This is a genomic window from Desertihabitans aurantiacus (assembly GCF_003344635.1).
Classification (GTDB): Bacteria; Actinomycetota; Actinomycetes; order Propionibacteriales; family Propionibacteriaceae; genus Desertihabitans; species Desertihabitans aurantiacus.
The window spans coordinates 1-21,378 of sequence record NZ_QPKK01000008.1; the positions used below are offsets into that span (position 1 = coordinate 1).

The window sequence follows — 21,378 nt, forward strand, 5'->3', positions numbered from 1 at the left end:
CGCGCCGCCCACCGCCACGGCGTCGCGCTCGCCGCCGGGCCCCGGTTCGCCCCCGGCGGTGGTCACGACCGCCGCCTCCGGCTGCCTCACTGCCTGCCGGTCGAGCAGCTGGCCGAGGTGGCGCCGCGGCTCGCGCGGGCCTGGGCGGAGGCGCGCGGGACGGCCGGGACCGACGCCGCGGACGTCCCACTGATCGCCTAGGACCCTTGACGGTCGTCTGATGACCGTCCACGCTGTCGTCTAGACCACACCGCACCCCCACCCCGGAGGTCCCCCGTGCGACGACGTCGGCTGCTCCCGACCGCCACCCTCACCGCCACCGGCCTGGTCGCCGCGCTGGTGCTCGCCTGGACGCCGCCGGCCGCCCCGGCCGCCGCCGTCCCCGAGCTGCCGGTGGTCTCGCCGACGCCGCAGCAGATGACCCGGGAGGGCCGCGACCTGGTGCTCACCCCGCGCGCCCGGGTGGTCACCGACGCCGGCACCGACCCGGCCGCCCGCGACCTGCTGGTGGAGGCGCTGCAGCAGGCCGACGTCACCGTCGACGTGGGCCCCGACCCGCGGCGGGGCGGCACCACCTTCCTGCTCGGCGACGCCGACCGGCCCGACGTGGCCGCCGCCCTCGGCGACGTCGCGGTGCCCGAGCAGGCCGAGGGCTACGCGCTGCGGGTCAGCCCGCGCGGCGGACCGACGGTCGCCCTCGGCGGGGTCGACGGGGCCGGTCAGTACTACGCCGTGCAGACCCTGCGCCAGCTCATCGAGCCGGAGCGCGGACGGGCCCGGATCGCCGGCGTCGCGGTCAGCGACTTCCCCTCCATGCCGCTGCGCGGCACCATCGAGGGCTTCTACGGCGAGCCGTGGACCCCGGCGGAGCGGCTGGACCAGATGGCCTTCCACGGCGACCTCAAGGCCAACACCTACATCTACGCCCCCAAGGACGACCCCTACCACCGCGAGCGCTGGCGCGAGCCCTACCCCGCCGAGCAGCTGGCCGGGCTGCGCGAGCTGGTCGGGGCCGCCACCGACCACCACGTCCGGTTCACCTTCGCCCTCTCCCCCGGCAACACCGTCTGCTACTCCAGCGAGGACGACTACCGGGCACTGGTGGCCAAGCTGCAGGAGATGTACGACATCGGCGTCCGGGCCTTCTCGGTGCCGCTGGACGACATCGCCTACGGGCAGTGGAACTGCGCGGCCGACGAGGAGGAGTTCGGCGCGGCGGGCCCGGGTGCCGCCGGACGGGCCCAGACCGAGCTGCTCGACCGGATCCAGACCGAGTTCATCGAGACGCACGAGGGCGCCCACCCGCTGCAGATGGTGCCGACCGAGTACTACGACACCGTGGACTCGCCCTACAAGGCCGCGCTGCGCACCCTCGACGAGGACGTCGTGGTGATGTGGACCGGTGAGGGCGTCGTGCCGCCCGAGGTCACCGTGGAGCAGGCCGACGCCGCCGACGCGGCCTTCGGCGGGCAGGTGTTCCTGTGGGACAACTACCCGGTCAACGACTACGGCCAGTCCAGCGGACGGCTGCTGCTGGCCCCCTACGCCGAGCGCGAGGCGGGGCTCTCGGAGCACCTGGTCGGCATCGTCTCCAACCCGATGAACCAGGCCTCGGCCAGCAAGGTGGCCGTGTTCGGGATCTTCGACTTCACCTGGAACGACCGCGACTACGACCCGGCCACCAGCTGGGAGCAGGCCATGCGCCACCTGGCCGGGGACGACCCCGCGACCGTCGAGGCGCTGCTGCTCTTCGGCGACCTCAACCACCTCGCCCCCAGCTTCGGCGACCCGTGGCAGCCGCAGGCCCCGGTGCTGCAGCAGCACGTCGAGCGGTTCTGGCAGCGCTGGGACGCCGGCGAGCGGGCCGCCGCGGTGGCCGACCTGCGGGCCCGTGCCGAGGAGATGGCCGCCGCCCCGCAGACCATCCGCGCCGGCGTGGTCGACCCGATGTTCGTCTCCGACGCCGCCCCCTGGCTGACCGCCACCGAGCGGTGGGCCGCGGCGACGCTGACCATGCTCGACGCCCTGGACGCCCGGCTGGCCGGGGACGCCGACGCGGCCGCCGCGCTGGTGGAGCGCTCGGCGCAGGCGCAGCAGCAGGCCGCCGCGGTGCTGGTCGATCCGCCGGACAACCGGTGGGGACGGGCCCCGGTGAAGATCGCCGACGGGGTGCTCGACCGGTTCCTGGTCGAGGCCGCGCTGACCCTGCAGCTGTGGGAGCTGGGCGAGGCCGAGAACGTGGCACCCGCCGGCACCGCCACCGCCTCCAGCGTCGAGCAGGACCTCGACCGGCTCGACGTCCGCTTCGTCAACGACGGCGACCTCAACACCCGCTGGGCCTCGGGCTACACCGACACCGAGTGGGTGCAGGTGGAGCTCGCCGAGCCGACCGTGGTCAGCGCCGTCACGCTGCACTGGGAGGCCGCCTGCGCCGAGGCGTACGCGTTGCAGACCTCCACCGACGGGCAGACCTGGACCACGGTCCGCGAGGTCAGCGACAGCACCTGCGCGCTGGACGTGCTCGAGCTCGACGGCAGCGAGCCCGTGCGGTTCGTGCGGATGCAGGGCGTGCAGCGGGTCGGCGACTGGGGCTACTCGCTGTACGAGCTGGGCGTCTACACCGCCCGCTGAGGCGGACCGGCCGGCCGCTCAGCGGTGCGTTCCAGCGGGAACCACAGCTCGTAGCGGTCGGCCGGCAGCACGGCCTCGGCGTACTCCACCGGACGCCCACCGGCCCGGCCGCGGCGGGTCAGCCGGACCACGGGACGGGTGGGTGAGATGTCGAGCAGCCGCGCCTCCTCGGCGTCCGGCAGGTCGGCCACCACGCTCTCCTCGCCCTCGTCCGGACGCAGCGAACGCTCCTCCAGCAGCCCGTAGAGGCTGCCCCGCAGCTGCTCCTGGGTGAGGTCGGGCAGCAGCGCCACCGGCAGCCAGGTGCGCTCCAGGGCCAGCGGGACGTCGTTGCCGAGCCGCAGCCGGCGCAACCGCCAGGCCGGCTCGTCGCCCAGCTCGAGGAAGGCCGCCACCGCCGCCAGCGGCTCGGGCTCCCGGGTCCACTCCAGCAGCCGGGTGACCGGGTCGAGGTGCTGCTCGCGCAGCGCGTCGGCGAAGGAGCCCAGCCGGACCCGCAGCTGCACGTGCTCGGCCGCCCGCAGGTTCCCCCGCCCCTGCACCGAGCGGATCAGCCCCTCCCGGGCCAGTGCGGCGATGGCCTGGCGCACCGTCATCCGGGCCACCCCCCAGCGCTCGGCCAGCTCCCGTTCGGCGGGCAGCGCGGTGCCCGGGGTCATCGCGAGGACCATCTGGCGCAGGGAGTCGCGGATGGCCTCGTGCTTGGACAGGCCGGGGGGTCGGCTGGTCATGATCGTCATCGTGCCCCATCGCCGCGGACGGCGGGGTCGCACCCGCCGGTCACGTGAGCACCAGGGCGACCGCGCTGAGCGCCGCCGCGCCGAGCACCGCCAGCTCGAAGGCCTGCTGGCGGATGCGGTTGATCACGCTGATCCCCAGCCAGGCGCCCAGCCCGACCGCGGGCGCCAGCACCAGCGCCAGCAGCAGGTGCCGCGGCTCCATCAGCCCCAGCCCGATGCTGAACGGCACCTTGCACAGGTTGAGCCCGAAGAAGAACCAGGCGTTGGTGCCGACGAAGCGGTGCTTGGGCACGCCCTGGCCGAGCAGGTACAGCGTCATCACCGGCCCGCCGGCGTTGGCCACCATGGTGGTGGTGCCGGCGGCGGTGCCGACCCCGAGCCGGGCCGGCCAGGACCAGGGCCGTGGCTCGGCGGGTGCGGCTCCCCGGCGGCGCAGCCACAGCTGCAGCCCCACCAGCAGCAGCACGATGATGCCGATCCCGCGCTGCATGACGTCGTCGCTGAGCAGGGCCAGCAGCCCGGTGCCGACCAGCAACCCCGGCAGCAGACCGGGCAGCAGCCCGCGGATCAGCGCCCAGTCGACGTGCTTGCGGTAGCGGGTGACGGCGATGACGTCGCCGACCAGCAGCACCAGCAGCAGCGCCGCGGTGGACTCCCGGGCCGGCAGCACGAAGGCGAACAGCGCCACCGCCACGGTGCCCAGCCCACCGATCGCGGTCTTGGCGAAGCCGACGCCGAAGGCCGCCAGCAGCAGCACGGCGGCGGCCAGGACGGCGTCGGTGCCGGTGAGGTCGCGACCCAGCAGGTCGCCCAGCAGCTGCTCCACGGGCATCAGCGCACGGCGAGGGGGCGGACCATGGCGGGCACGCTACACAGTGCCGGACCGCCCGGCCGACGGCGTCCACGACCGTGCCGGGCGCGCGTCCCAGCCGGTAGATTGACCGGGCCCGCGCCCGACGGGTCCGCGCCCACGACCAGGAGATCCGGTGACCGATCCGCAGACCCCCGCCGTCAACGACGCCTACCGCGCCACCCTGCAGGTGGTGGAGTCGGTCGAGCCCCGCATCGCCGGCGCGATCCGCAGCGAGCTCACCGACCAGCGCGCCTCGCTCAAGCTCATCGCCTCGGAGAACTACGCCTCCCCCGCGGTGCTGCTGACGATGGGGAACTGGCTGAGCGACAAGTACGCCGAGGGCACCGTCGGGCACCGCTTCTACGCCGGCTGCCAGAACGTCGACACCGTGGAGTCGGTGGCCGCCGAGCACGCCCGCGAGCTGTTCGGCGCCGAGTACGCCTACGCCCAGCCGCACTCCGGTATCGACGCCAACCTCGTCGCCTTCTGGGCGATCCTGGCCCACCGCATCGAGCAGCCCGAGCTGGCCGAGGCCGGCGTCCGGCAGGTCAACGAGCTGTCCGAGGACGCCTGGGAGGTGCTGCGGAAGAAGTTCGGCGAGCAGCGGATGCTCGGCATGTCGCTGGACGCCGGCGGCCACCTCACCCACGGCTTCCGGCCCAACATCTCGGGCAAGATGTTCCACCAGCGCTCCTACGGCACCGACCCCACCACCGGCCGGGTCGACTACGACCAGGTGGCCGCGGCGGCCCGGGAGTTCAAGCCGCTCATCCTCATCGCCGGCTACTCCGCCTACCCGCGCCGGATCGACTTCGCCCGGATGCGTGAGATCGCCGACGAGGTGGGCGCCACCTTCATGGTCGACATGGCCCACTTCGCCGGTCTGGTGGCCGGCAAGGTGTTCACCGGCGACGAGGACCCGGTGCCGCACGCCCACGTCGTCACCACCACCACCCACAAGTCGCTGCGCGGCCCGCGCGGCGGTCTGGTGCTGGCCACCGAGGAGTACGCCCCCAGCGTCGACCGCGGCTGCCCGATGGTGCTCGGCGGCCCGCTGTCGCACATGATGGCGGCCAAGGCCGTCGCGCTGGCCGAGGCCCGTCAGCCCGCCTTCCGCACCTACGCCGCCCAGGTCGCCGACAACGCCAAGGCGCTGGCCGAGGGGCTGATGCGCCGCGGGGCCAAGCTCGTCACCGACGGCACCGACAACCACCTGGTGCTCATCGACGTCTCCAGCTACGGCCTCACCGGCCGCCAGGCCGAGTCGGCCCTGCTCGAGGCGGGGGTGGTCACCAACCGCAACGCCGTCCCGGCCGACCCGAACGGGGCCTGGTACACCTCCGGGGTCCGCCTCGGCACCCCCGCGCTCACCTCGCGCGGGTTCGACGCCGCCGACTTCGACGTGGTGGCCGACCTCATCACCGGCGTGCTGTCGGCCACCACCCCGGCGACCGCCAGCACCGGCCAGCCCGGCAAGGCCAAGTACGTGCTGGCCGACGGGGTCGGCGAGCGCACCCGGGCCCGGATCGCGGAGCTGCTGGAGGCCAACCCGCTCTACCCCGGTCTGGAGCTCTGAGCCGGCCTCAGCCGATCGTCGACACCTGGAGCAGCCGCCGGGCCACCGGCAGCAGCCCGTGCTCGCGGACCGGCCCGTAGGGGTCGGGACGCGGATCGGTGCGGCGGAACCGCCCGGGCGGCATCCCGTAGACGTGGCGGAACCGGTGGGAGAAGTGGAACGGCGTCGCGTAGCCGCAGCTGCGGGCCACCTCCTCCACGGTGGCGTTGCTGCGGTGCAGCGCGACCGCGGCGTGCGCCAGCCGGACCAGCTCGACCAGCTGGGCCGGCCCACAGCCGAACTGCCGTGACACCAGGGCGGTGAGGTAGCCCCGGGACACCCCGACCGCCTCGGCGAGCTGCTCGGTGGTGATCCGGGAGACCCCGGCGTCGGCCCAGCGGACGGCGACGGTGTCGACCAGGCCCTCGAGCCAGGCCGGGGCGCCCTCCCCCGTCCCCGGACCCGGCCGGACGAAGATGTCGAGCAGCAGGGCCAGGGCGTGCCCGGTGGCCTCCTGCGCGGCCGCGTCCTCGGTGCTGCCCAGGTCGAGCAGGTGCTGGCACAGCCCGCCGAGCACCGGGCTGACGGTGAGGTCGCGCACCGCGGGCCAGTCCGCGGGCGGAGGAAGCGCGCCGGGGTCGGCCAGGTCGAAGTGCAGGTAGGCATGCGTGGACGGGGTCTGCTCGTCCCACAGGTAGCAGTCGACCGTGCCCTCCCGGGACAGGTTGAGCAGCCCCGGACGCAGCGGCACCGTCCGCAGCGGCTCGTCGCGGGGCTGGTAGCGCAGCCGTGCCGAGCCGGTGAGCAGCCAGGTCAGCTCGAAGTCGGCCAGCCGTCGCGGGCCGAACACCGCACCCGGGCGGTAGCGAGCCACCCGCGTCCCGGTGGCGACCCGCACCTGTGGCAGCCGGACCGTCGCGGCAGACGACATCCTGACATGTTCGTCCGGCACCGCGGCATGGTCAAGCACCGCCCCGAGCGACCACGATGGCAGCCACCCGATCTCGACGAGGAGAACCGATGACCGCCACCGTCCCGTCCGCCCCCACCGTCCCCGCAGCTGTCAGCGCCGACGCCCTGCGCCGGTTCGACGCCGCCGGCGAGGACTTCGTCCGCCACTTCGACCAGCACGGCTTCGGCATCCTCGCCGAGGCCCTCACCGCCGCGCAGGTCGAGTCCCTGACCACCGAGGCGGTCGAGCTGTGCGCGGGTGGGCGCGGGCAGATCGGGGGGTCGGAGCCGCGGCGCCCGGGTGAGAGCGATGCGGACCTGCTGCGCCGCTTCCTCTGCATCCACCAGCCGCACAAGGTCTCGGAGGTGGCGATGGCCGCGCTCACCGAGCCACGGATCGTGGACTTCCTGACCGCCGTGATCGGGCCCAACGTCAAGGCGATGCAGTCGATGCTGTTCATCAAGTCCGAGGGCAAGCCGGGCCAGGCCTGGCACCAGGACGAGTTCTTCATCCCGACCCGGGACCGCTCCCTCACCGCGGTGTGGATCGCGCTGGACGACGCCACGGTGGAGAACGGCTGCCTGTGGGTGCTGCCCGGCTCGCACCGGCGCGGCGTCATCTACCCCGACCGCGAGCACGACGACCCCGACTTCGACTGCTCGGTCGAGCTCTACGACTTCCCCTACGACGAGGCCGACGCCGTGCCGGTGGAGCTGGCCGCGGGCGAGGCGGTCGTCTTCAACGGCTACCTGCTGCACCGCTCGCTGCGCAACTCCGGCCGGCACGGATACCGCCGGGCGCTGACCAACCACTACATGAGCGCGGAGTCGCTGCTGCCCTGGCAGGCGCCGCCGCAGGGGGTGCACATCGCCAAGCACGACTGGCGCGACATCGTCCTGGTGGCCGGTGAGGACCCCTACGCCTGGAAGGGCACCGTCGACCTCACCCGTCCCCACACCCGGCCCGACCGCGACGGCGGGTGCGACCGCTGACCCGGCGACCCCCGTGCCACTCGCCCACGACTCCCGTGGTGGACTGGGGTGATCTGCTCGTACGACCCTGCCGAGGGAGGGACATGGAGCTCCAGATCTGCACGGCCCGCTGGGAGGTCGAGTGCTACCGCCGCACCGTGCGGCCCGGCACCCGGCTGCAGGCCAGCCTCACCGCCTGGCACGAACCCGCGCTCGCCGAGCTCGTCGGACGCACCGGCGTCCCCGACACCGACCTGATCCGCTGGGACGAGCCGGCCCCGGCCGAGCGGGCCGACTGGGTCGTCTACGGCGGGCTGCACGGCCCGCACCACAGCCGTCTGGTGGCCGTGGAGGTGCTGAGCACCGCCGAGGTGCGCGGCCCCGACGACGACCTGCGGCTGCAGCGCACCGACGCCGCCGGGACGGACGGCTCGGAGCCGCCCGCGCCCGCGACGACGGAGGAGGACGAGCTCTTCGGCTACGTGCTCGAGGTGCGGGTGCTCACCGGTGACCCGGCCCGGCCACCAGCTGGTTGACGCTGCGCAGCACCCCGGGCGCGGTCAGCCGCTCCAGGTCGGGCTCGGCGGCCGAGCGGACGACGAAGGTCGCGCTCTCCCCCGGCAGCAGGGTCACCAGGCCGTCGTCGACCACGGCGGCCGGGTCGACCTTGTCGACCAGCAGCGTCAGGTCCTTGACCAGGACGCGGGCGGTCACCTCCAGCCGGTAGCCGTCCCCGGTGCGTTCCAGCCGGGCGTCCAGCTCGGGCGGACGCAGGGCGCTGTCACGGTCCTCGACCAGCAGGCTGGTGGTGCGCACCCCGCCGACGTCGGCCAGCACCAGCTCCTCGCGCGCCTCCCCGGCCGTGGCCACCGCCGCCGGCACGGCCACCACCAGCGTCTGCCGCGGGGCGACCCGCACCGGCTCGCGGTGCTCGGCCAGCACGTCGCCGTCCAGCCGTCGCCGGCTGAGCACCAGCTCGTCCTCCCACGGCTCGTCGGTGTCGTTGACCAGCCGCACCTCGGGTCCGTCGTCGGTGCCGGCCGGGTCGAGGGCGAGCACCACCAGCCGGTCGGCGTGGGCGTGGCGGAGGGCGAAGAAGGCGGGCTTGCGGCGGTTCTCCCCGTCCACCACCGCCCACGACGTCACCGGCCAGCAGTCGTTGAGCTGCCAGTACACGCTGCCGGCGCACCGCGGCCACAGCGAGCGGAAGTGCTCCAGCCCCGCCCGCAGCGCGAAGGCCTGGTTGAGCTGCATCGCCCAGTGCCAGTCCTCCATGTCGTCGGGCACCCGCAGGTGCGGCACCAGGCCGCGGGTGAGCTTGCGGTCGCCCTCGGCCGCCTTCTGGTGCACCTGCATGCCCGGCGAGGCCGGGGTCAGCGGGTCGTCGTGCACGCTGCCGGTCAAGGTGGCCCAGGTCGGTGGGGCCTGCCAGCCCCACTCGGCCACGAACCGCGGCCGGTAGCCGCGGTAGGCGGTCCAGTCACGGGCGTTCCAGACGTCCCAGACGTGCACGGTGCCGTGGGCCGGGTCATTGGGGTGGCCGGTGGTCGAGGTCGAGCCGTGCGGGGTGAACGGGCTGCCGGGGGTGTAGGGCCGGTGCGGGTCGAGCTCGGCCAGCAGCGCGGGCAGCAGCTCGTGGTAGTAGCCGGCACCCCAGGTGCGCCCGTCCAGCCGCTCCTGCCACTCCCAGTCCTCGTGACCCCAGAGGTTCTCGTTGTTGCCGTTCCACAGCACCAGGCTGGGGTGGCCCACCAGCCGGGTGACGTTGTCGCGGACCTCGGCCTCCACCTCCCCGCGCAGCGGCTCCTCCTCGGCGTAGGCGGCGCAGGCGAAGAGGAAGTCCTGCCACACCATCAGCCCGCGGCGGTCGCACTCGGCGTAGAAGTCGTCGGACTCGTACAGCCCGCCGCCCCACACCCGCAGCAGGTTCACCCCGGCGTCCTCGGCGGCGTCGAGGATGGTGGTCAGCCGGGCCCGGTCCACCCGGTGCGGGAAGGCGTCGTCGGGGATCCAGTTGACGCCCTTGACGAACACCGGACGCCCGTTGACGACCAGCGTAAACGGGGTGCCGTCGGCGTCAGGGGTGGTCTCGGTCTCGACGGTGCGGAAGCCGACCTCGCCGTCCCAGCGGTCCAGCACCGCACCGGCGGCGTCCAGCAGCTCGACCGCGACGTCGTAGCGGGCCTGCTCGCCGTGCCCGCGCGGCCACCACCGCCGCACCGTGCCGGCGTCGAGCTCGAGGGTGGCGGCACCGTCGGCGGGGACGTCCACGGTCTCGGTGCGGTCGTCCAGCCGGGCCCGCAGCCGCAGCCCGTCCCGCTCGCCGGCGACGTCGGCGCTCACCTGCAGGGTGCCGTGGTCGGCGTCGTCGACCAGCGCGTGCGGGCGGACGCCGTCCAGCCGGGCGGTGCTCCAGCCGTGCAGCTCGAGCGGGCGCCAGATGCCGCAGGAGGCGAAGTCGGGGCCCCAGTCCCAGCCGAACCCGCAGGCCATCTTGCGCAGCGCGTTGTAGGGGTGGTGGTTGGTGTGCGGGCGGGCTCCCAGCTCCAGGCTGGCCCGGTCGGCCTCGCGGACCGCGGAGGCGAAAATGACCTCGAGCGTGCTGCCGGCGCGGACCCGTCCGGTGAGGTCGACGCGGAAGGTGCGGTGCATGTCGCGCGACTCGAGCACCACCTCCCCGTCCACCTCGACCCGGGCGACGGTGTCCAGGCCGTGCGCGACCAGGGTGATCCGGTCGCCGGGCGGCAGCTGCTCAACCGTGGTGCGGTAGCGCCAGGTGCACAGCCCGACCCAGCCGAGCAGGCGCTCGTTCGCGTCCTCGAACGGCTCGGGCACCAGTCCGGCGGCCAGCAGGTCGGTGTGCACGCTGCCGGGGACGGTGGCCGGCACCGGGCCGGCCGCGGCCACCTCGGCCGGTACCGGGCCGGCGACGGTCTGCACGCTCCAGCCGGTGCTCAGTGGGACGACGGTCAGACGCGACATCGGGTCCTCCGGGGGCAGGGCCCGGCCGGCGTGGGCGCCGGCCGGGGCGGGTGGCTCAGCGGGCGAAGAGGTTGCCCGAGGTGGTCGAGATGAAGTTCTTCAGCGACTCGGGCAGGTGCTGCAGGTGCCAGCGGTCGGGGCCGTGGTACCAGGCCAGGTCGGTCGAGTCGGCCTGGTCGTCGTCGTCGGCGGTGACGATGGCGTCGATCCACCGGTCCCGCCCACCCAGCACGATGGTGTAGGGCAGCACCTCCGACAGCTCGTGCAGCTCCCGCCCCGGCGGCATCTCCTCGGTGGGGTGGGTCTGCAGCTCGGCACGCAGCGCGTCCAGCCCGGCCAGCAGGCTGGAACCGGCGGTGGTCCGCGCGGGCATCTCCTGGCCGACGAAGACCAGGCCGAGGGCGACGGCGAGCAGGGCCAGCCCGAGCAGGCCGAAGGTGGTCAGCGCGACCAGCAGCCCGGTGGCCACCACGGCCACGACCAGCGCCACGGTGCCGATGGTGCCCCAGCGGTTGCGGGTGCTGTCGGGGCGGCGCTCGAACCAGCCGTTGCGGACCACGTCGTCGTAGAGCGCGGACTGCACGTCGGCGATGTGGGCGGCGATGGTCGGGCCGATCTCGGAGACCAGGATGCCGTCACGGCCCTCGGGCGGGGTGAGCGCCTCGAGGAGGCGCTGCTCCCAGCCGGCCAGCTGGGACGGGTCGCCGTCGGAGCGGCGGACCAGCTTCCAGTCGGTGCGGGCGAACTCGTCGGCCCGGGGCAGCTCGATGATGCGCAGGTGCCCGCGGACGGCCAGGTCGATCAGGCTGGCGGTGATGTCGATCGGGTCGACCCGCTCGTCCACCACGGTGCCGACCTGGCCGGGTCGGACGGCGGCCAGCACCGAGAACTCCGAGCGGCCCGCGGCCACCGGACGGAACTCGGCCACCCGGGTGGGCTGGCCCGGGGCGGCGTCGCGGCCGGCGCGGCGGTGCAGCAGGAAGATCGCCAGACCGCCGAGCACCAGCACGCCGAGGGCCAGGCCGAGCGGCAGCGGGTCGACCGAGAAGGCGCCGCCCAGGGTCCAGCGGCGGTTCTCCACCGAGGTCACCTCGACCACCCCGGCGGGGACGGTGACCAGCAGCTCGACCATCTCGCCCTCACCGCGGGCGCCGTCGCCGAAGACCGGCACCGGGTTGTCGTCGGTGCCGGCCGCGGAGAACCGGCACACCCCGGGGTTGGCGGCGTCCGGGGCGCCCGAACGGCACTGGAAGTCGGTGGGCAGCCCGGGCAGCGCGACCTGGCCGGTGACCTCCGAGACGCTGACCGACAGCCCCTGCAGCACCCGCCAGCGGAACTGGGTGCCCTCCGGCGACTCGAAGGTGGCCCCGCTCACGGTGTAGCTGATGCTCACCGGCCCGCTGACGCCGGCGGTGGGGACGGTGACGGTGACCGCGTCGCCGCCCTGCTCCACCTCCGGGGTGAGCGGCTGGCCCGCCTCGACCTGGACGTCGGTGACCGCGTAGACGTGCTCGCGGTCGCCCAGGATGTTCTCGCGCACCGCGATCCGCTGGGTGATCTCCTCCGGCACCTCGCCGTCGAAGGTGAGCGTCTCGGTCACCCGGGCCACCCCGGAGCTCTCCACCTGCACCTGGATGTCGAGCAGGGAGGCGTTCCCCTCGGCCCGTGCCGGCACGGCGACGGCCGCGAGCACCAGGGCCAGCAGACCCATCAGGACCGCTCGGGACAGGGGTCGGGTCACGGGTGCCTCCACGGACGGGTCGGGGCCGACGGGTGCACCAGGTGGCGGTGCAGGCCACACGATAGTGGGTCGCGGTCCGGGCCGGGCGGGCTCGACACCGGGACGGATACGCTGTCGCCCGTGACGCAGCAGCCCTGGGGTCCGCCCCGCCAGCAGCAGCCGTGGGGCCAGGCCCCGTCCGGGTGGCAGCAGCCCCAGTGGCCGCAGCCCGGCGGCTGGCCGGCAGCACCGCAGCGCCACACCCGCCCGGTGCCCGCCGGTGGCTACTTCGCCCCGCCGCCGCCACGCCGGGGCAACCCGCTGCGCACCCTGTTCCTGGTGCTGTCGGGGCTGGCCGCCGCCGCGGTGCTCGCGCTGGTGGTGGTCGGGCTGTCCACCTCGGCCGGGGACTCGGCCTATGAGAACGAGGACTACCAGGTGCCGCCGGAGTCCTCCAGCCCGCCGCCCCTGCCGGAGTACCCGACCACGGTCGAGGAGGCCCTCGACGCGCTGGAGAACAACCCGCTCTACACCTCGACGATGCCGGTACCGATCCGCTGCGAGCTGCCCGAGGGCAACACCTGGGAGATGAGCGACGACGAGCTGGACGCCTTCCTCACCGAGCAGATGGCCTGCCTCACCCGAGCCTGGCAGCCGCCGCTGACCGAGGCCGGCTGGACCGAGGTGCGCCCGCCGGTCACCGTCTACCGCGACCAGGTCACCTCGGCCTGCGGCAACCTCGAGGGCGAGGAGGCGGTCAACGCCTTCTACTGCCCCGCCGACCAGGCCGTCTACTTCTCCACGCTGATGTTCGACTACATCCCCGACCTCAGCCAGCCGCGGGTGACCGAGCTGGTGATGGCCCACGAGTACGGCCACAACGTGCAGGCGCGGGCGAACATCCTGGTGCCGGGCTCGCTGCTGCAGGCCAACACCGACGACGAGGAGGTGGCGCTGGAGATCTCCCGCCGCACCGAGGTGCAGGCCGACTGCCTGGCCGGGCTGTTCCTGCACTCCACCGCCCAGTCGCTGGAGCTGACCGAGGCCGAGCTCGCCAGCGTCGACCAGGCGCTGTTCAACATCGGCGACGACGTGCTGAGCGGCGACCCGGACGTGGTCGGCAACCACGGCCGCGGCGCCAGCCGCCAGCTGTGGGGCGGACGCGGCTACGAGAGCTCCGACGTCGGCGTGTGCAACACCTTCGTGGCCCCGGCCTCGGAGGTCGAGTAGCTCAGCCGCGCACCAGGGCGGTCGCGATCGCGGCCAGCCCCTCCCCGCGCCCCGTCAGCCCGAGCCCGTCGGTGGTGGTGGCCGAGAGGCTGACCGGCGCCCCGAGCGCCGCGCCCATCACCGCCTCCGCCTCGGCCCGGCGGGCGGCGAAGCGGGGCCGCTGACCGACCAGCTGGACCGACACGTTGACCGGGTGGAACCCGGCCGCGGCCAGCCGTCGCGTGGTCTCGACCAGGAACGCCCGACCGGACGCCCCCGCCCAGGCCGGGTCGGAGGTGCCGTAGTTGCTGCCCAGGTCGCCCAGTCCCGCCGCGGCGAGCAGCGCGTCGCAGGCGGCGTGGGCGACGACGTCGCCGTCGGAGTGCCCGACGGGTCCGGTCGCCTCCTCGGGGAAGTCCAGGCAGGCCACCCGCATCGGGCGGCCGGGGGCCAGCCGGTGCACGTCGATCCCGGTGCCGGTGCGCAGCGTCGTACCGGACGCCCCGAGCAGACCCTCGGCCAGCTGCAGGTCGTGCTCGGTGGTGACCTTGAGCGAGCGGGGTGAGCCCTCGACCAGCACGGCCCGGTGCCCGGCCAGCTCGCAGGCGCCGGCGTCGTCGGTGACGGTGCTGCCGTCGGCGCGCAGCCGGTCGTGGCCCTCGCGCAGCACATCGGGCCGGAAGCCCTGCGGGGTCTGCACCGCCCGCAGCCGGGAGCGGTCCACCCCGGTGGAGCCCCGCTCGTCCAGACGCCGGACGGTGTCGACCACCGGCACCACCGGGATCACCACCGGGTCGCCGGCGAGCACCCGGTCGGCCACCCGTCGCACCACCTCGGCCGGCACCAGCGGCCGGGCGGCGTCATGCACCAGCACCACCGCGGGCGGACCGCTGGTGCGGTGGTCGGTGGTGAGGGCGTCCAGGGCGGCGTCCACCGACTCCTGCCGCTCCCGGCCGCCGGGGACGAAACGGATCGGCACCCGCTCGGCGAGGTCGGACAGGGCGGCGGCGAACTGCTCGGCCAGCTCGGGGCGGATGGCGACCACGACCTCGCCGGCACCGCCCTCGACCAGGGCGGCGACGCTGTGCCAGACCAGCGGACGGCCGGCCAGCAGCCGCAGCGCCTTCGCCGGGGTGCCGGCACCCATCCGGACGCCAGAACCGGCCGCCACCACGATGGCGGCGACCGGTTCGGCAGCTGGTGCTGGGGTGGTGCTCAGGAGGCGAGCACCTCGTCGAGCAGCACCTCAGCCCGGTCCTCCTCGACGCGCTCGGCGAGGGCGAGCTCGGAGACCAGGATCTGACGGGCCTTGGCGAGCATCCGCTTCTCACCGGCCGACAGCCCGCGGCCCTTCTCGCGGCGCCACAGGTCGCGGACGACCTCGGCCACCTTCATCACGTTGCCGCTGTGCAGCTTCTCGAGGTTGGCCTTGTAGCGGCGCGACCAGTTGGTCGGCTCCTCGGTGTGCGGCGCCCGCAGGACACCGAACACCTTCTCCAGCCCCTCGGCGTCCACCACGTTGCGCACACCGACGAGGTCGAGGTTCGACGCCGGCACCTGGATCACGAGGTCGTTCTGGCCGAGGATCTTCAGCTTGAGGTACTGGGTGTCCTCACCCTTGATCTTGCGGGTCTGGATGTCTTCGATGACGGCCGCCCCGTGATTCGGGTAGACCACCGTTTCTCCGACCGTGAAAGTCATCTGTTGTGCCCCTTTCGCCTTGACGAGTCTACCACGGCCGGTTCCACCGCCCCGGGCCGTTTGGCCTAGCCAGAGGCCGGTGCGGGCCAGTCAAGGGACTTGACACGGGCGACCGGGTGTGCCTCGCGGAGGCTCCGGCGGGCTCGGGTGGCGGGCGCGGCGGCAGATGTCGGTAGGCTGCTCGCAGCCGAGCAGGAGGAGCAGGTCAGCCGTGCCCAACACCGTCCCCACCCGAGTCCCGTCGGGTCCCCGCCCCGCCTCCGCACCGCGTCGGGGCCCGCGCCGCTGGTCGCGCGCCGTCGCGGCGGGTGTGCTGGCCGTGGGGCTGGCGACCGGGGTGTCCGCGTGCGGGTTCGGCGCCCAGACGCTGCAGCCGTACACCCCGGCGGCCGGGGTGAACGTGGACGTCCCGGAGGACGCGCGGATGCCGCTGGTGAATGTCCGCGACCTGCGGATCATCTCCCAGGCGGAGGGCTCAGGCTTCCTCTCGGCCACCCTGGTGTCCAGCGACGTCGACCAGCTGGTCTCGGTCACCGGCCAGGCGTTCGGGCCCGACGGCCAGCCGACCGGCCCGCTCGAGATCGAGCTGGAGCAGCCGGTGGAGCTCGGCCCGGCGCAGAACCCGCTGGTGCTGGTCGACCAGCGGCCGCGGCTCGCGGTCACCGGTGACGGGGTGGTGCCGGGTCTGACCGCCGAGGTGACGCTGACCTTCGCCTGGGCCGGCGAGGCCACGCTGATCATCCCGATCACCAACGCCGAGGACCTGGTGGGCTGACCCGTCCGGGTCCGGCGTCACGCCGGACCCAGCCCGCGGCGAGCTCTCAGCCCTCGGTGAGCTCCGGCGGGAACAGGCTGCTGACCGACTCCCCGAGGTGGATCCGCCGGACCGCCTCGGCGAAGAGCGGCGCCACCGAGCGGACTTCGAGGTTCGCCACCCGGCGCTCGGGCGGCAGCGGCACGGTGTTGGTGCAGACCACCTCGCTGATACCGGCCTCCGCCCCCAGCCGCTGCACCGCCGGGCCGGTGAACAGCCCGTGCGTGCAGGCCAGCGCCACCCGCTGCACCCCTTCGCGGCGCAGGCACGCGAGCAGCTCCACCATCGAGCCGGCGGTGGCGATCTCGTCGTCGAGCACGATCACGTCGCGGCCGCGGACGTCACCGACGATGGCGTCGATCACGACGGTGTCGTCGGCCTGGCGGCGCTTGGACCCGGCCGCCACCGGGACCCCGAGCAACCGGCCCAGCTTGCCCGCCGACTTCACCCCGCCGAAGTCGGGCGAGACCACCACGGTGTTCGACAGGTCGCGCCCGGCGAAGTGGTCGGCCAGCTCCTGCAGCGCGGTGAGGTGGTCGACCGGCACGGAGAAGAACCCGTGCACCTGCTCCGAGTGCAGCGCCATGGTCACCACCCGGTCCGCGCCGGCGGCGACCAGCTGGTCGGCCACCAGCCGCGCGCCGATGGAGATCCGCGGGGCGTCCTTCTTGTCGGAGCGGGCGTAGGCGAAGTGCGGGATGACGGCGGTGATGGAGGCCGCCGAGGCGCCGCGGGCGGCGTCCATCATCAGCAGCAGCTCCATCAGGTGCTCCTGCACCGGCGGGACGAGCGGCTGCACCACGAAGACGTCGCGGCGCCGGCAGTTGGCCCGCAGCTGGACCTGCAGGCAGTCGTTGCTGAAGCGGGTGGTCACCGAGGGCGACAGCTCCACGCCGAGGATGTCGCACATCTCCTGCGCGAACCCCTGGTGGGCGGAGCCGGAGAAGACGGTGATCTGCGACATCAGGCCTCGAACTTGTAGCCGAGACCGCGGACGGTGATGAGGTGGACGGGGTTGGCCGGGTCCTGCTCGACCTTGGAGCGCAACCGCTTGACGTGCACGTCGAGGGTCTTGGTGTCGCCCACGTAGTCCGCGCCCCAGATCCGGTCGATCAGCTGGCCGCGGGTCATCACCCGTCCGGAGTTGCGCAGCAGCATCTCCAGCAGCTCGAACTCCTTGAGCGCGAGCTTCACCCGCTGGCCCTGCACCGACACCTCGTGGCGCTCCACGTCCATCCGCACGCCGCCGGCCTCGACCACGTCGGGCAGCAGCTCGACGTCCTGGCCGCGCCGCAGCACCGCCCGGATCCGGGCCACCAGCTCGCGGTGGCTGAACGGCTTGGTGACGTAGTCGTCGGCGCCCAGCTCGAGCCCGACCACCTTGTCCACCTCGGTGTCGCGGGCGGTCACCATGATCACCGGGACCGGGCCGCGGGCCCGCAGCTGACGGCACACCTCGGTGCCGGGCAGCCCCGGCATCATCAGGTCGAGCAGCACGATGTCGGCGCCGACCCGGTCGTACTCGGCCAGCCCCGCGGTGCCGTCGGCGGCCTCGACCACCTCGAAGCCCTCCTTGCGGAGCATGAAGGCCAACGCCTCGCGGTAGGAGTCCTCGTCCTCCACCACCAGTACTCGGGTCATCGTTCCAGCTCCTTCTCGCTGTCGGGATCGGCAGGGTCCCGGCGCGCGCTGGTCGCAGCGGCTGGCGCCGGGGGCGGGGGCTCGGGGTCGGCGAAGGCCGGCGCGGAGGTCGACGCGGGGGCCGACGCGTCGACGCTGTGCTCGGGCAGGCTGATGGTGAAGGTGGAGCCCTGGCCGACCTTGCTCCACACGTCCACCACGCCGCGGTGGGCGGCGGCGATGTGCTTGACGATGGACAGCCCGAGGCCGTTGCCGCCGTTGGCGCGGCTGCGGGCGTAGTCGACGCGGTAGAAGCGTTCGAAGATCCGTTTGAGGTCGGCCTGGCCGATGCCGATGCCGTTGTCGGTGACCCGGATCTCCACCACGGAGTCGTCCTCCTCCTGGCGCCGGCGGGCCGAGACGACCACCCGGCCTCCCGGCTCGGAGTACAGCACGGCATTGCGGACGAGGTTGCTCACCGCCATCGCCAGCTGGGTCTCGTCGCCCATCACGGCCAGGCTCTCCCCCGGGACCACGGTCAGGGCGATGTCGCGGTCGTCGGCGTCCACCCGGCAGACGTCGACCGCCTCGGCCAGCACCTCCGCGACGTCGACCCGGCGCGGGGAGAGCAGCGGGTCGTCGGCCTGCACCCCGGAGAGCTGGATGATCTGGGCCACCAGACCGGTCAGCCGCGCGGACTCGTGCTGCATCCGGCCGGCGAAGCTGCGCACGGTGTCGGGGTCGTCGGCCGCCTCGACCACCGCCTCCGACAGCAGCGAGATCGCCCCGATCGGCGTCTTCAGCTCGTGGCTGACGTTGGTGACGAAGTCGCGCCGGATGGCCTCGAGCCGGACGGCGGTGGTGCGGTCCTCGGCGAGGATCACGCACAGCTCCTCGGTCAGCGGGGCGACCCGGACCGCGAAGTGGCCCTCCTGGTCCTGCCCGCGGGGCAGCGTCAGGTCGAGGGAGTGGACCCGGCGCTCGGCGCGCACCTGGCGGACCAGCTCGAGCAGCTCGCGGTGGGCCACCCGGCTGCCGCGCACCAGCCCGAGCACCCGGGCCTCCTCGGTGGACTGGAGCACCTCGTCCAGCGGCCCCACCACCACACCGGCGGAGCGCAGCACGCCCAGCATCTGCGACACCCCGTCGGGCACTGCTACCTGGGGCATCTCCAACCGTTCATCCGCAGTAGGTCGCCGCCCGAACCTGGTGCCGAGGACGATCCAGGTCGCGAGTGTGGCACCCAGCAGGAAGCCGAGTCCAGCCGCGAGAAGGAGGTCCACGGACGTTCACTCTAGGGGCACCGCGCATTCGCCCCGACTCCGCTGGACGGCCACCCCGGGCGGAGTTCGGCCGTCGTTCACGTGACGTTCACCCCTGTGGGCGCGACGGGCACCGGGTGGCCCTAGGCTCGACCTGGCCCGTGCGCCAGACGACTACTCCCTGCTGAGGATGTGCCCCATGCGTGAGACCTACCGCGAACAGCTCGACTCGGTGACGATCGACCTGGTGACCATGGCCCAGATCGTGCGGAGCGCCGTCCGCGACAGCACCCGCGCCCTGCTGCAGGCCGACGACGCGATCGCCGAACGCGTGATCAGCGGCGACGAGGAGCTCGACCGGATGAGCGAGGAGGTCGAGCACCGCTGCTTCTCCCTGCTGTCGCTGCAGGCCCCGGTCGCCGGCGAGCTGCGCATCGTCGTGTCGGCCCTGCGGATGGCCGCCGAGCTGGCCCGGATGGGCGACCTCGCCGTGCACGTGGCCAAGGTGGCCCGGCTGCGCTACCCCGACATCGCCGTCCCGGCGTCCCTGCGCGCCAACTTCGAGCGGATGGCCGCGATCTCGGAGCAGATGGTCGAGACCGCCGGGCGCACCCTGCAGTCCCGCGACGTGGAGATGGCCGAGCAGCTGCAGCACAACGACGAGGAGATGGACGACCTGCGCCGCAGCCAGTTCCGCCTCATGCTGGGCGACAGCTGGACCCACGGCGTGGAGGCCGCCGTCGACTGCGCGCTGCTGGGCCGCTACTACGAGCGGATCTCCGACCACGCCGTCTCGATGGGCGCCCGGGTGGTCTACCTGGTCACCGGCGAGGCCCCGGCCGGCGCCTCGCACTGGCCGTGACCGGCTGACCGCGACGACGGTCAGCGGGTCAGCAGCGACGGCGTCCCCGGCCCGACCACGTCGGGGGCGTAGCTGACCCGACCGCCGAAGCGGCGGCGGGTGTAGGGACGCCGGACCGCCACCGGCGGCGAGCCGAGGTGCTCGCACGTCACCTCGACGACGTCGGAGCCCAGGTCGGGCGCGTGCACGTCCAGCACCAGCGCGGCCGCCCGCAGCGGCTCACCCTCCCGCAGGGAGCGGCGCAGCGCCGCCAGCACCTCCCCCGGGCCCGGACGGTTGCGGTCGGGCTCGAAGCGCGCCAGCCGCTGTCCGCCGTCCAGGTCGACCACCACCGCGAAGGGCCAGAACTCCCCGTACGTGGCCAGCCCCTGGTGGGCCACCTTGAACGCCTCGGGGAGCATCCGCTCGAAGTCGTCCCGGGCCTGCCGGCTGGCCTCCTCCGGCCACTGCACCACACCGCCTCCTCGTCCTCGGACCAGTCAAGCAGATCCGGGACGCCCGCCGGCCCCGACCGCGCGGTTGCGGGCCCACAGCCGGCGCACCACGTCCTCGACATCGGGCTCGGCCACCGACAGGTCCCGCACCTCCGCGCGGGTCTGCACCGCCGCCAGCACGGCGGCCGCGGTGGTGGTGGCCGGGTCGAAGGCCAGCCGCTGGCGCACCCCCTCCCCCTCGCTGCCGAGGTGGCGGGTACCGGGCACCTGCAGGTCGGCGACCGGCTCGGCCAGGTCGACCACGAGGATCCGCTCGGCCGCCACCGTCGCGCCCAGCCCGCTCAGCGTGCCGTCGTAGGCCAGCCGTCCGTGGTCGACCACCAGCACCCGCTCGCACAGCCGTTCGACGTCGCCCATGTCGTGGGTGGTCAGCAGCAGCGTGGTCCCGCGGGTGCGCCGCTCGTGCACGAGGAACTCCCGCAGCCGCTGCTTGCTGAGCACGTCCAGGCCGATGGTGGGCTCGTCCAGCACCACCAGCTCGGGCCGGTGCAGCAGCGCGGCGGCCACCTCGGCCCGCATCCGCTGGCCCAGGGAGAGCTGGCGAACCGGGGTGGACCAGAACTCCACCAGCTCCAGCTCCTCCACCAGCTCCGCCCGCCGGGACGCCAGCGCGTCCGGCTCCAGGCGGTGGATGGCGCCGAGGATGGCGAAGGACTCCGACAGCGGCAGGTCCCACCACAGCTGGGAGCGCTGCCCGAAGACGACGCCGATCCGCCGCGACAGCGCCCGCCGGTCCCGGATCGGCTCCAGCCCGCAGGTGCGCACGCTGCCGGCGGTCGGCACCAGGATCCCGGCCAGCATCTTGATGGTGGTCGACTTGCCGGCGCCGTTGGCACCGATGTAGCCGACGGCCTCCCCCGGTCCGACTGCGAACGTCATCTCGTCCACCGCGCGGACCCGGCGGGCGCGCCGCCGCAGCCGGCGTCCGGGGACGGGTTCGCGCACCGTGAACTCGCGGACCAGCCGGTCCACCTCGACCACCGCACCCGATGGCACCGTCATCTGCCCGCTC

Annotated in this window: 19 protein-coding genes and 2 pseudogenes; 8 read left to right on the forward strand and 13 right to left on the reverse strand. The window is 73.9% G+C overall.

All coding sequences use genetic code 11. The annotated features are described in order from the left end of the window. Together DVA66_RS01760 and DVA66_RS01770 are read left to right on the forward strand one after the other, a co-directional pair. A pseudogene (locus DVA66_RS01760) lies at positions 1-201 on the forward strand (hypothetical protein); the annotation flags it as partial. A gap of 75 nt (positions 202-276) precedes the next feature. Next, the gene (locus DVA66_RS01770; RefSeq protein ID WP_198671390.1) at positions 277-2,631 is read left to right on the forward strand and encodes a beta-N-acetylglucosaminidase domain-containing protein; all 2,355 of its coding nucleotides are present in this window, start codon (positions 277-279) and stop codon (positions 2,629-2,631) included. On the opposite strand, the gene DVA66_RS01775 is transcribed toward DVA66_RS01770, so the two are convergent. Further along, complete coding sequence (locus tag DVA66_RS01775; RefSeq protein ID WP_198671391.1) at positions 2,616-3,362, reverse strand: GntR family transcriptional regulator; 747 nt, start codon at positions 3,360-3,362, stop codon at positions 2,616-2,618. The genes DVA66_RS01770 and DVA66_RS01775 overlap by 16 nt on opposite strands. Positions 3,363-3,411: 49 nt before the next feature. Then, positions 3,412-4,203 carry a sulfite exporter TauE/SafE family protein gene (locus DVA66_RS01780; protein ID WP_114558491.1) on the reverse strand — a complete coding sequence of 264 codons (792 nt, stop codon included), beginning with the start codon at positions 4,201-4,203 and terminating at the stop codon, positions 3,412-3,414. 154 nt (positions 4,204-4,357) lie between these two features. Between DVA66_RS01780 and DVA66_RS01785 the strand changes: the two genes are divergently transcribed. After that, the gene (locus DVA66_RS01785) at positions 4,358-5,800 is read left to right on the forward strand and encodes a glycine hydroxymethyltransferase (protein WP_114558492.1); all 1,443 of its coding nucleotides are present in this window, start codon (positions 4,358-4,360) and stop codon (positions 5,798-5,800) included. 7 nt (positions 5,801-5,807) lie between these two features. On the opposite strand, the gene DVA66_RS01790 is transcribed toward DVA66_RS01785, so the two are convergent. After that, the gene (locus tag DVA66_RS01790; RefSeq protein WP_114558493.1) at positions 5,808-6,710 is read right to left on the reverse strand and encodes a helix-turn-helix transcriptional regulator; all 903 of its coding nucleotides are present in this window, start codon (positions 6,708-6,710) and stop codon (positions 5,808-5,810) included. 89 nt (positions 6,711-6,799) lie between these two features. On the opposite strand from DVA66_RS01790, the gene DVA66_RS01795 reads away from it, so the two are divergent. Continuing rightward, on the forward strand, positions 6,800-7,723 hold the full coding sequence (locus DVA66_RS01795; RefSeq protein ID WP_114558494.1) for a phytanoyl-CoA dioxygenase family protein: 924 nt from the start codon (positions 6,800-6,802) through the stop codon (positions 7,721-7,723). A gap of 83 nt (positions 7,724-7,806) precedes the next feature. Further along, positions 7,807-8,238 (forward strand): hypothetical protein, encoded by a 432-nt coding sequence (locus DVA66_RS01800; protein ID WP_114558495.1) that lies wholly within the window; start codon positions 7,807-7,809, stop codon positions 8,236-8,238. Here DVA66_RS01800 and DVA66_RS01805 read toward each other — a convergent pair. Continuing rightward, the gene (locus tag DVA66_RS01805; protein WP_114558496.1) at positions 8,204-10,684 is read right to left on the reverse strand and encodes a glycoside hydrolase family 2 protein; all 2,481 of its coding nucleotides are present in this window, start codon (positions 10,682-10,684) and stop codon (positions 8,204-8,206) included. The genes DVA66_RS01800 and DVA66_RS01805 overlap by 35 nt on opposite strands. A gap of 55 nt (positions 10,685-10,739) precedes the next feature. Beyond that, positions 10,740-12,425: a DUF2207 family protein gene (locus DVA66_RS01810; protein WP_114558497.1), complete on the reverse strand. Its 1,686-nt coding sequence runs from the start codon at positions 12,423-12,425 to the stop codon at positions 10,740-10,742. A gap of 120 nt (positions 12,426-12,545) precedes the next feature. On the opposite strand from DVA66_RS01810, the gene DVA66_RS01815 reads away from it, so the two are divergent. After that, complete coding sequence (locus tag DVA66_RS01815) at positions 12,546-13,634, forward strand: neutral zinc metallopeptidase (RefSeq protein WP_114558498.1); 1,089 nt, start codon at positions 12,546-12,548, stop codon at positions 13,632-13,634. Between the two features lies 1 nt (position 13,635). Here the strand turns inward: DVA66_RS01815 and ispF are convergent, their stop codons facing one another. The 3 genes and pseudogenes from ispF to DVA66_RS01825 all read right to left on the reverse strand — a co-directional run bounded on the left by ispF (position 13,636) and on the right by DVA66_RS01825 (position 15,314). Continuing rightward, positions 13,636-14,100, reverse strand: a complete 465-nt coding sequence (gene ispF, locus DVA66_RS21480) for a 2-C-methyl-D-erythritol 2,4-cyclodiphosphate synthase (protein ID WP_269801581.1) — start codon at positions 14,098-14,100, stop codon at positions 13,636-13,638. 30 nt (positions 14,101-14,130) lie between these two features. Then, positions 14,131-14,787 (reverse strand): annotated as a pseudogene (gene ispD, locus DVA66_RS21485) (2-C-methyl-D-erythritol 4-phosphate cytidylyltransferase); the annotation flags it as partial. 41 nt (positions 14,788-14,828) lie between these two features. Continuing rightward, positions 14,829-15,314 carry a CarD family transcriptional regulator gene (locus DVA66_RS01825; protein WP_114558500.1) on the reverse strand — a complete coding sequence of 162 codons (486 nt, stop codon included), beginning with the start codon at positions 15,312-15,314 and terminating at the stop codon, positions 14,829-14,831. Positions 15,315-15,525: 211 nt separating this feature from the next. On the opposite strand from DVA66_RS01825, the gene DVA66_RS01830 reads away from it, so the two are divergent. After that, positions 15,526-16,089 carry a hypothetical protein gene (locus DVA66_RS01830; RefSeq protein WP_157973773.1) on the forward strand — a complete coding sequence of 188 codons (564 nt, stop codon included), beginning with the start codon at positions 15,526-15,528 and terminating at the stop codon, positions 16,087-16,089. 46 nt (positions 16,090-16,135) lie between these two features. Here the strand turns inward: DVA66_RS01830 and DVA66_RS01835 are convergent, their stop codons facing one another. Genes DVA66_RS01835 through DVA66_RS01845 form a run of 3 tightly spaced genes read right to left on the reverse strand, consistent with a single transcriptional unit; the run spans position 16,136 to position 18,917 of the window. Then, positions 16,136-17,092, reverse strand: a complete 957-nt coding sequence (locus DVA66_RS01835; RefSeq protein WP_114558502.1) for a ribose-phosphate diphosphokinase — start codon at positions 17,090-17,092, stop codon at positions 16,136-16,138. Beyond that, positions 17,092-17,769, reverse strand: a complete 678-nt coding sequence (locus DVA66_RS01840; protein ID WP_114125445.1) for a response regulator transcription factor — start codon at positions 17,767-17,769, stop codon at positions 17,092-17,094. The genes DVA66_RS01835 and DVA66_RS01840 overlap by 1 nt, the downstream gene beginning before the upstream one ends. Further along, entirely contained in the window at positions 17,766-18,917 is a 1,152-nt protein-coding gene (locus DVA66_RS01845; protein ID WP_232821688.1) for a sensor histidine kinase, read from the reverse strand. The genes DVA66_RS01840 and DVA66_RS01845 overlap by 4 nt, the downstream gene beginning before the upstream one ends. A 292-nt stretch (positions 18,918-19,209) precedes the next feature. Between DVA66_RS01845 and phoU the strand changes: the two genes are divergently transcribed. Beyond that, a complete protein-coding gene (phoU, locus tag DVA66_RS01850) occupies positions 19,210-19,872 on the forward strand; it encodes a phosphate signaling complex protein PhoU (protein WP_114558504.1) in 663 nt (220 codons plus the stop codon). 20 nt (positions 19,873-19,892) lie between these two features. Here phoU and DVA66_RS01855 read toward each other — a convergent pair whose 3' ends face one another. After that, complete coding sequence (locus DVA66_RS01855; protein WP_157973774.1) at positions 19,893-20,324, reverse strand: hypothetical protein; 432 nt, start codon at positions 20,322-20,324, stop codon at positions 19,893-19,895. Positions 20,325-20,351: 27 nt separating this feature from the next. Further along, positions 20,352-21,368: an ABC transporter ATP-binding protein gene (locus tag DVA66_RS01860; RefSeq protein WP_114558506.1), complete on the reverse strand. Its 1,017-nt coding sequence runs from the start codon at positions 21,366-21,368 to the stop codon at positions 20,352-20,354. Positions 21,369-21,378: the final 10 nt, after the last annotated feature.

Coding starts and splice junctions, on each gene's coding strand:
- DVA66_RS01775 (WP_198671391.1), bottom strand. CDS start 3,362: ATGACCAGCCGACCCCCCGGCCTGTCCAAGCACGAGGCCATCCGCGAC.
- DVA66_RS01790 (WP_114558493.1), bottom strand. CDS start 6,710: ATGTCGTCTGCCGCGACGGTCCGGCTGCCACAGGTGCGGGTCGCCACC.
- DVA66_RS01800 (WP_114558495.1), top strand. CDS start 7,807: ATGGAGCTCCAGATCTGCACGGCCCGCTGGGAGGTCGAGTGCTACCGC.
- DVA66_RS01795 (WP_114558494.1), top strand. CDS start 6,800: ATGACCGCCACCGTCCCGTCCGCCCCCACCGTCCCCGCAGCTGTCAGC.
- phoU (WP_114558504.1), top strand. CDS start 19,210: ATGCGTGAGACCTACCGCGAACAGCTCGACTCGGTGACGATCGACCTG.
- DVA66_RS01780 (WP_114558491.1), bottom strand. CDS start 4,203: ATGCCCGTGGAGCAGCTGCTGGGCGACCTGCTGGGTCGCGACCTCACC.
- DVA66_RS01860 (WP_114558506.1), bottom strand. CDS start 21,368: ATGACGGTGCCATCGGGTGCGGTGGTCGAGGTGGACCGGCTGGTCCGC.
- DVA66_RS01845 (WP_232821688.1), bottom strand. CDS start 18,917: ATGCCCCAGGTAGCAGTGCCCGACGGGGTGTCGCAGATGCTGGGCGTG.
- DVA66_RS01835 (WP_114558502.1), bottom strand. CDS start 17,092: ATGTCGCAGATCACCGTCTTCTCCGGCTCCGCCCACCAGGGGTTCGCG.
- DVA66_RS01805 (WP_114558496.1), bottom strand. CDS start 10,684: ATGTCGCGTCTGACCGTCGTCCCACTGAGCACCGGCTGGAGCGTGCAG.
- DVA66_RS01840 (WP_114125445.1), bottom strand. CDS start 17,769: ATGACCCGAGTACTGGTGGTGGAGGACGAGGACTCCTACCGCGAGGCG.
- DVA66_RS01825 (WP_114558500.1), bottom strand. CDS start 15,314: ATGACTTTCACGGTCGGAGAAACGGTGGTCTACCCGAATCACGGGGCG.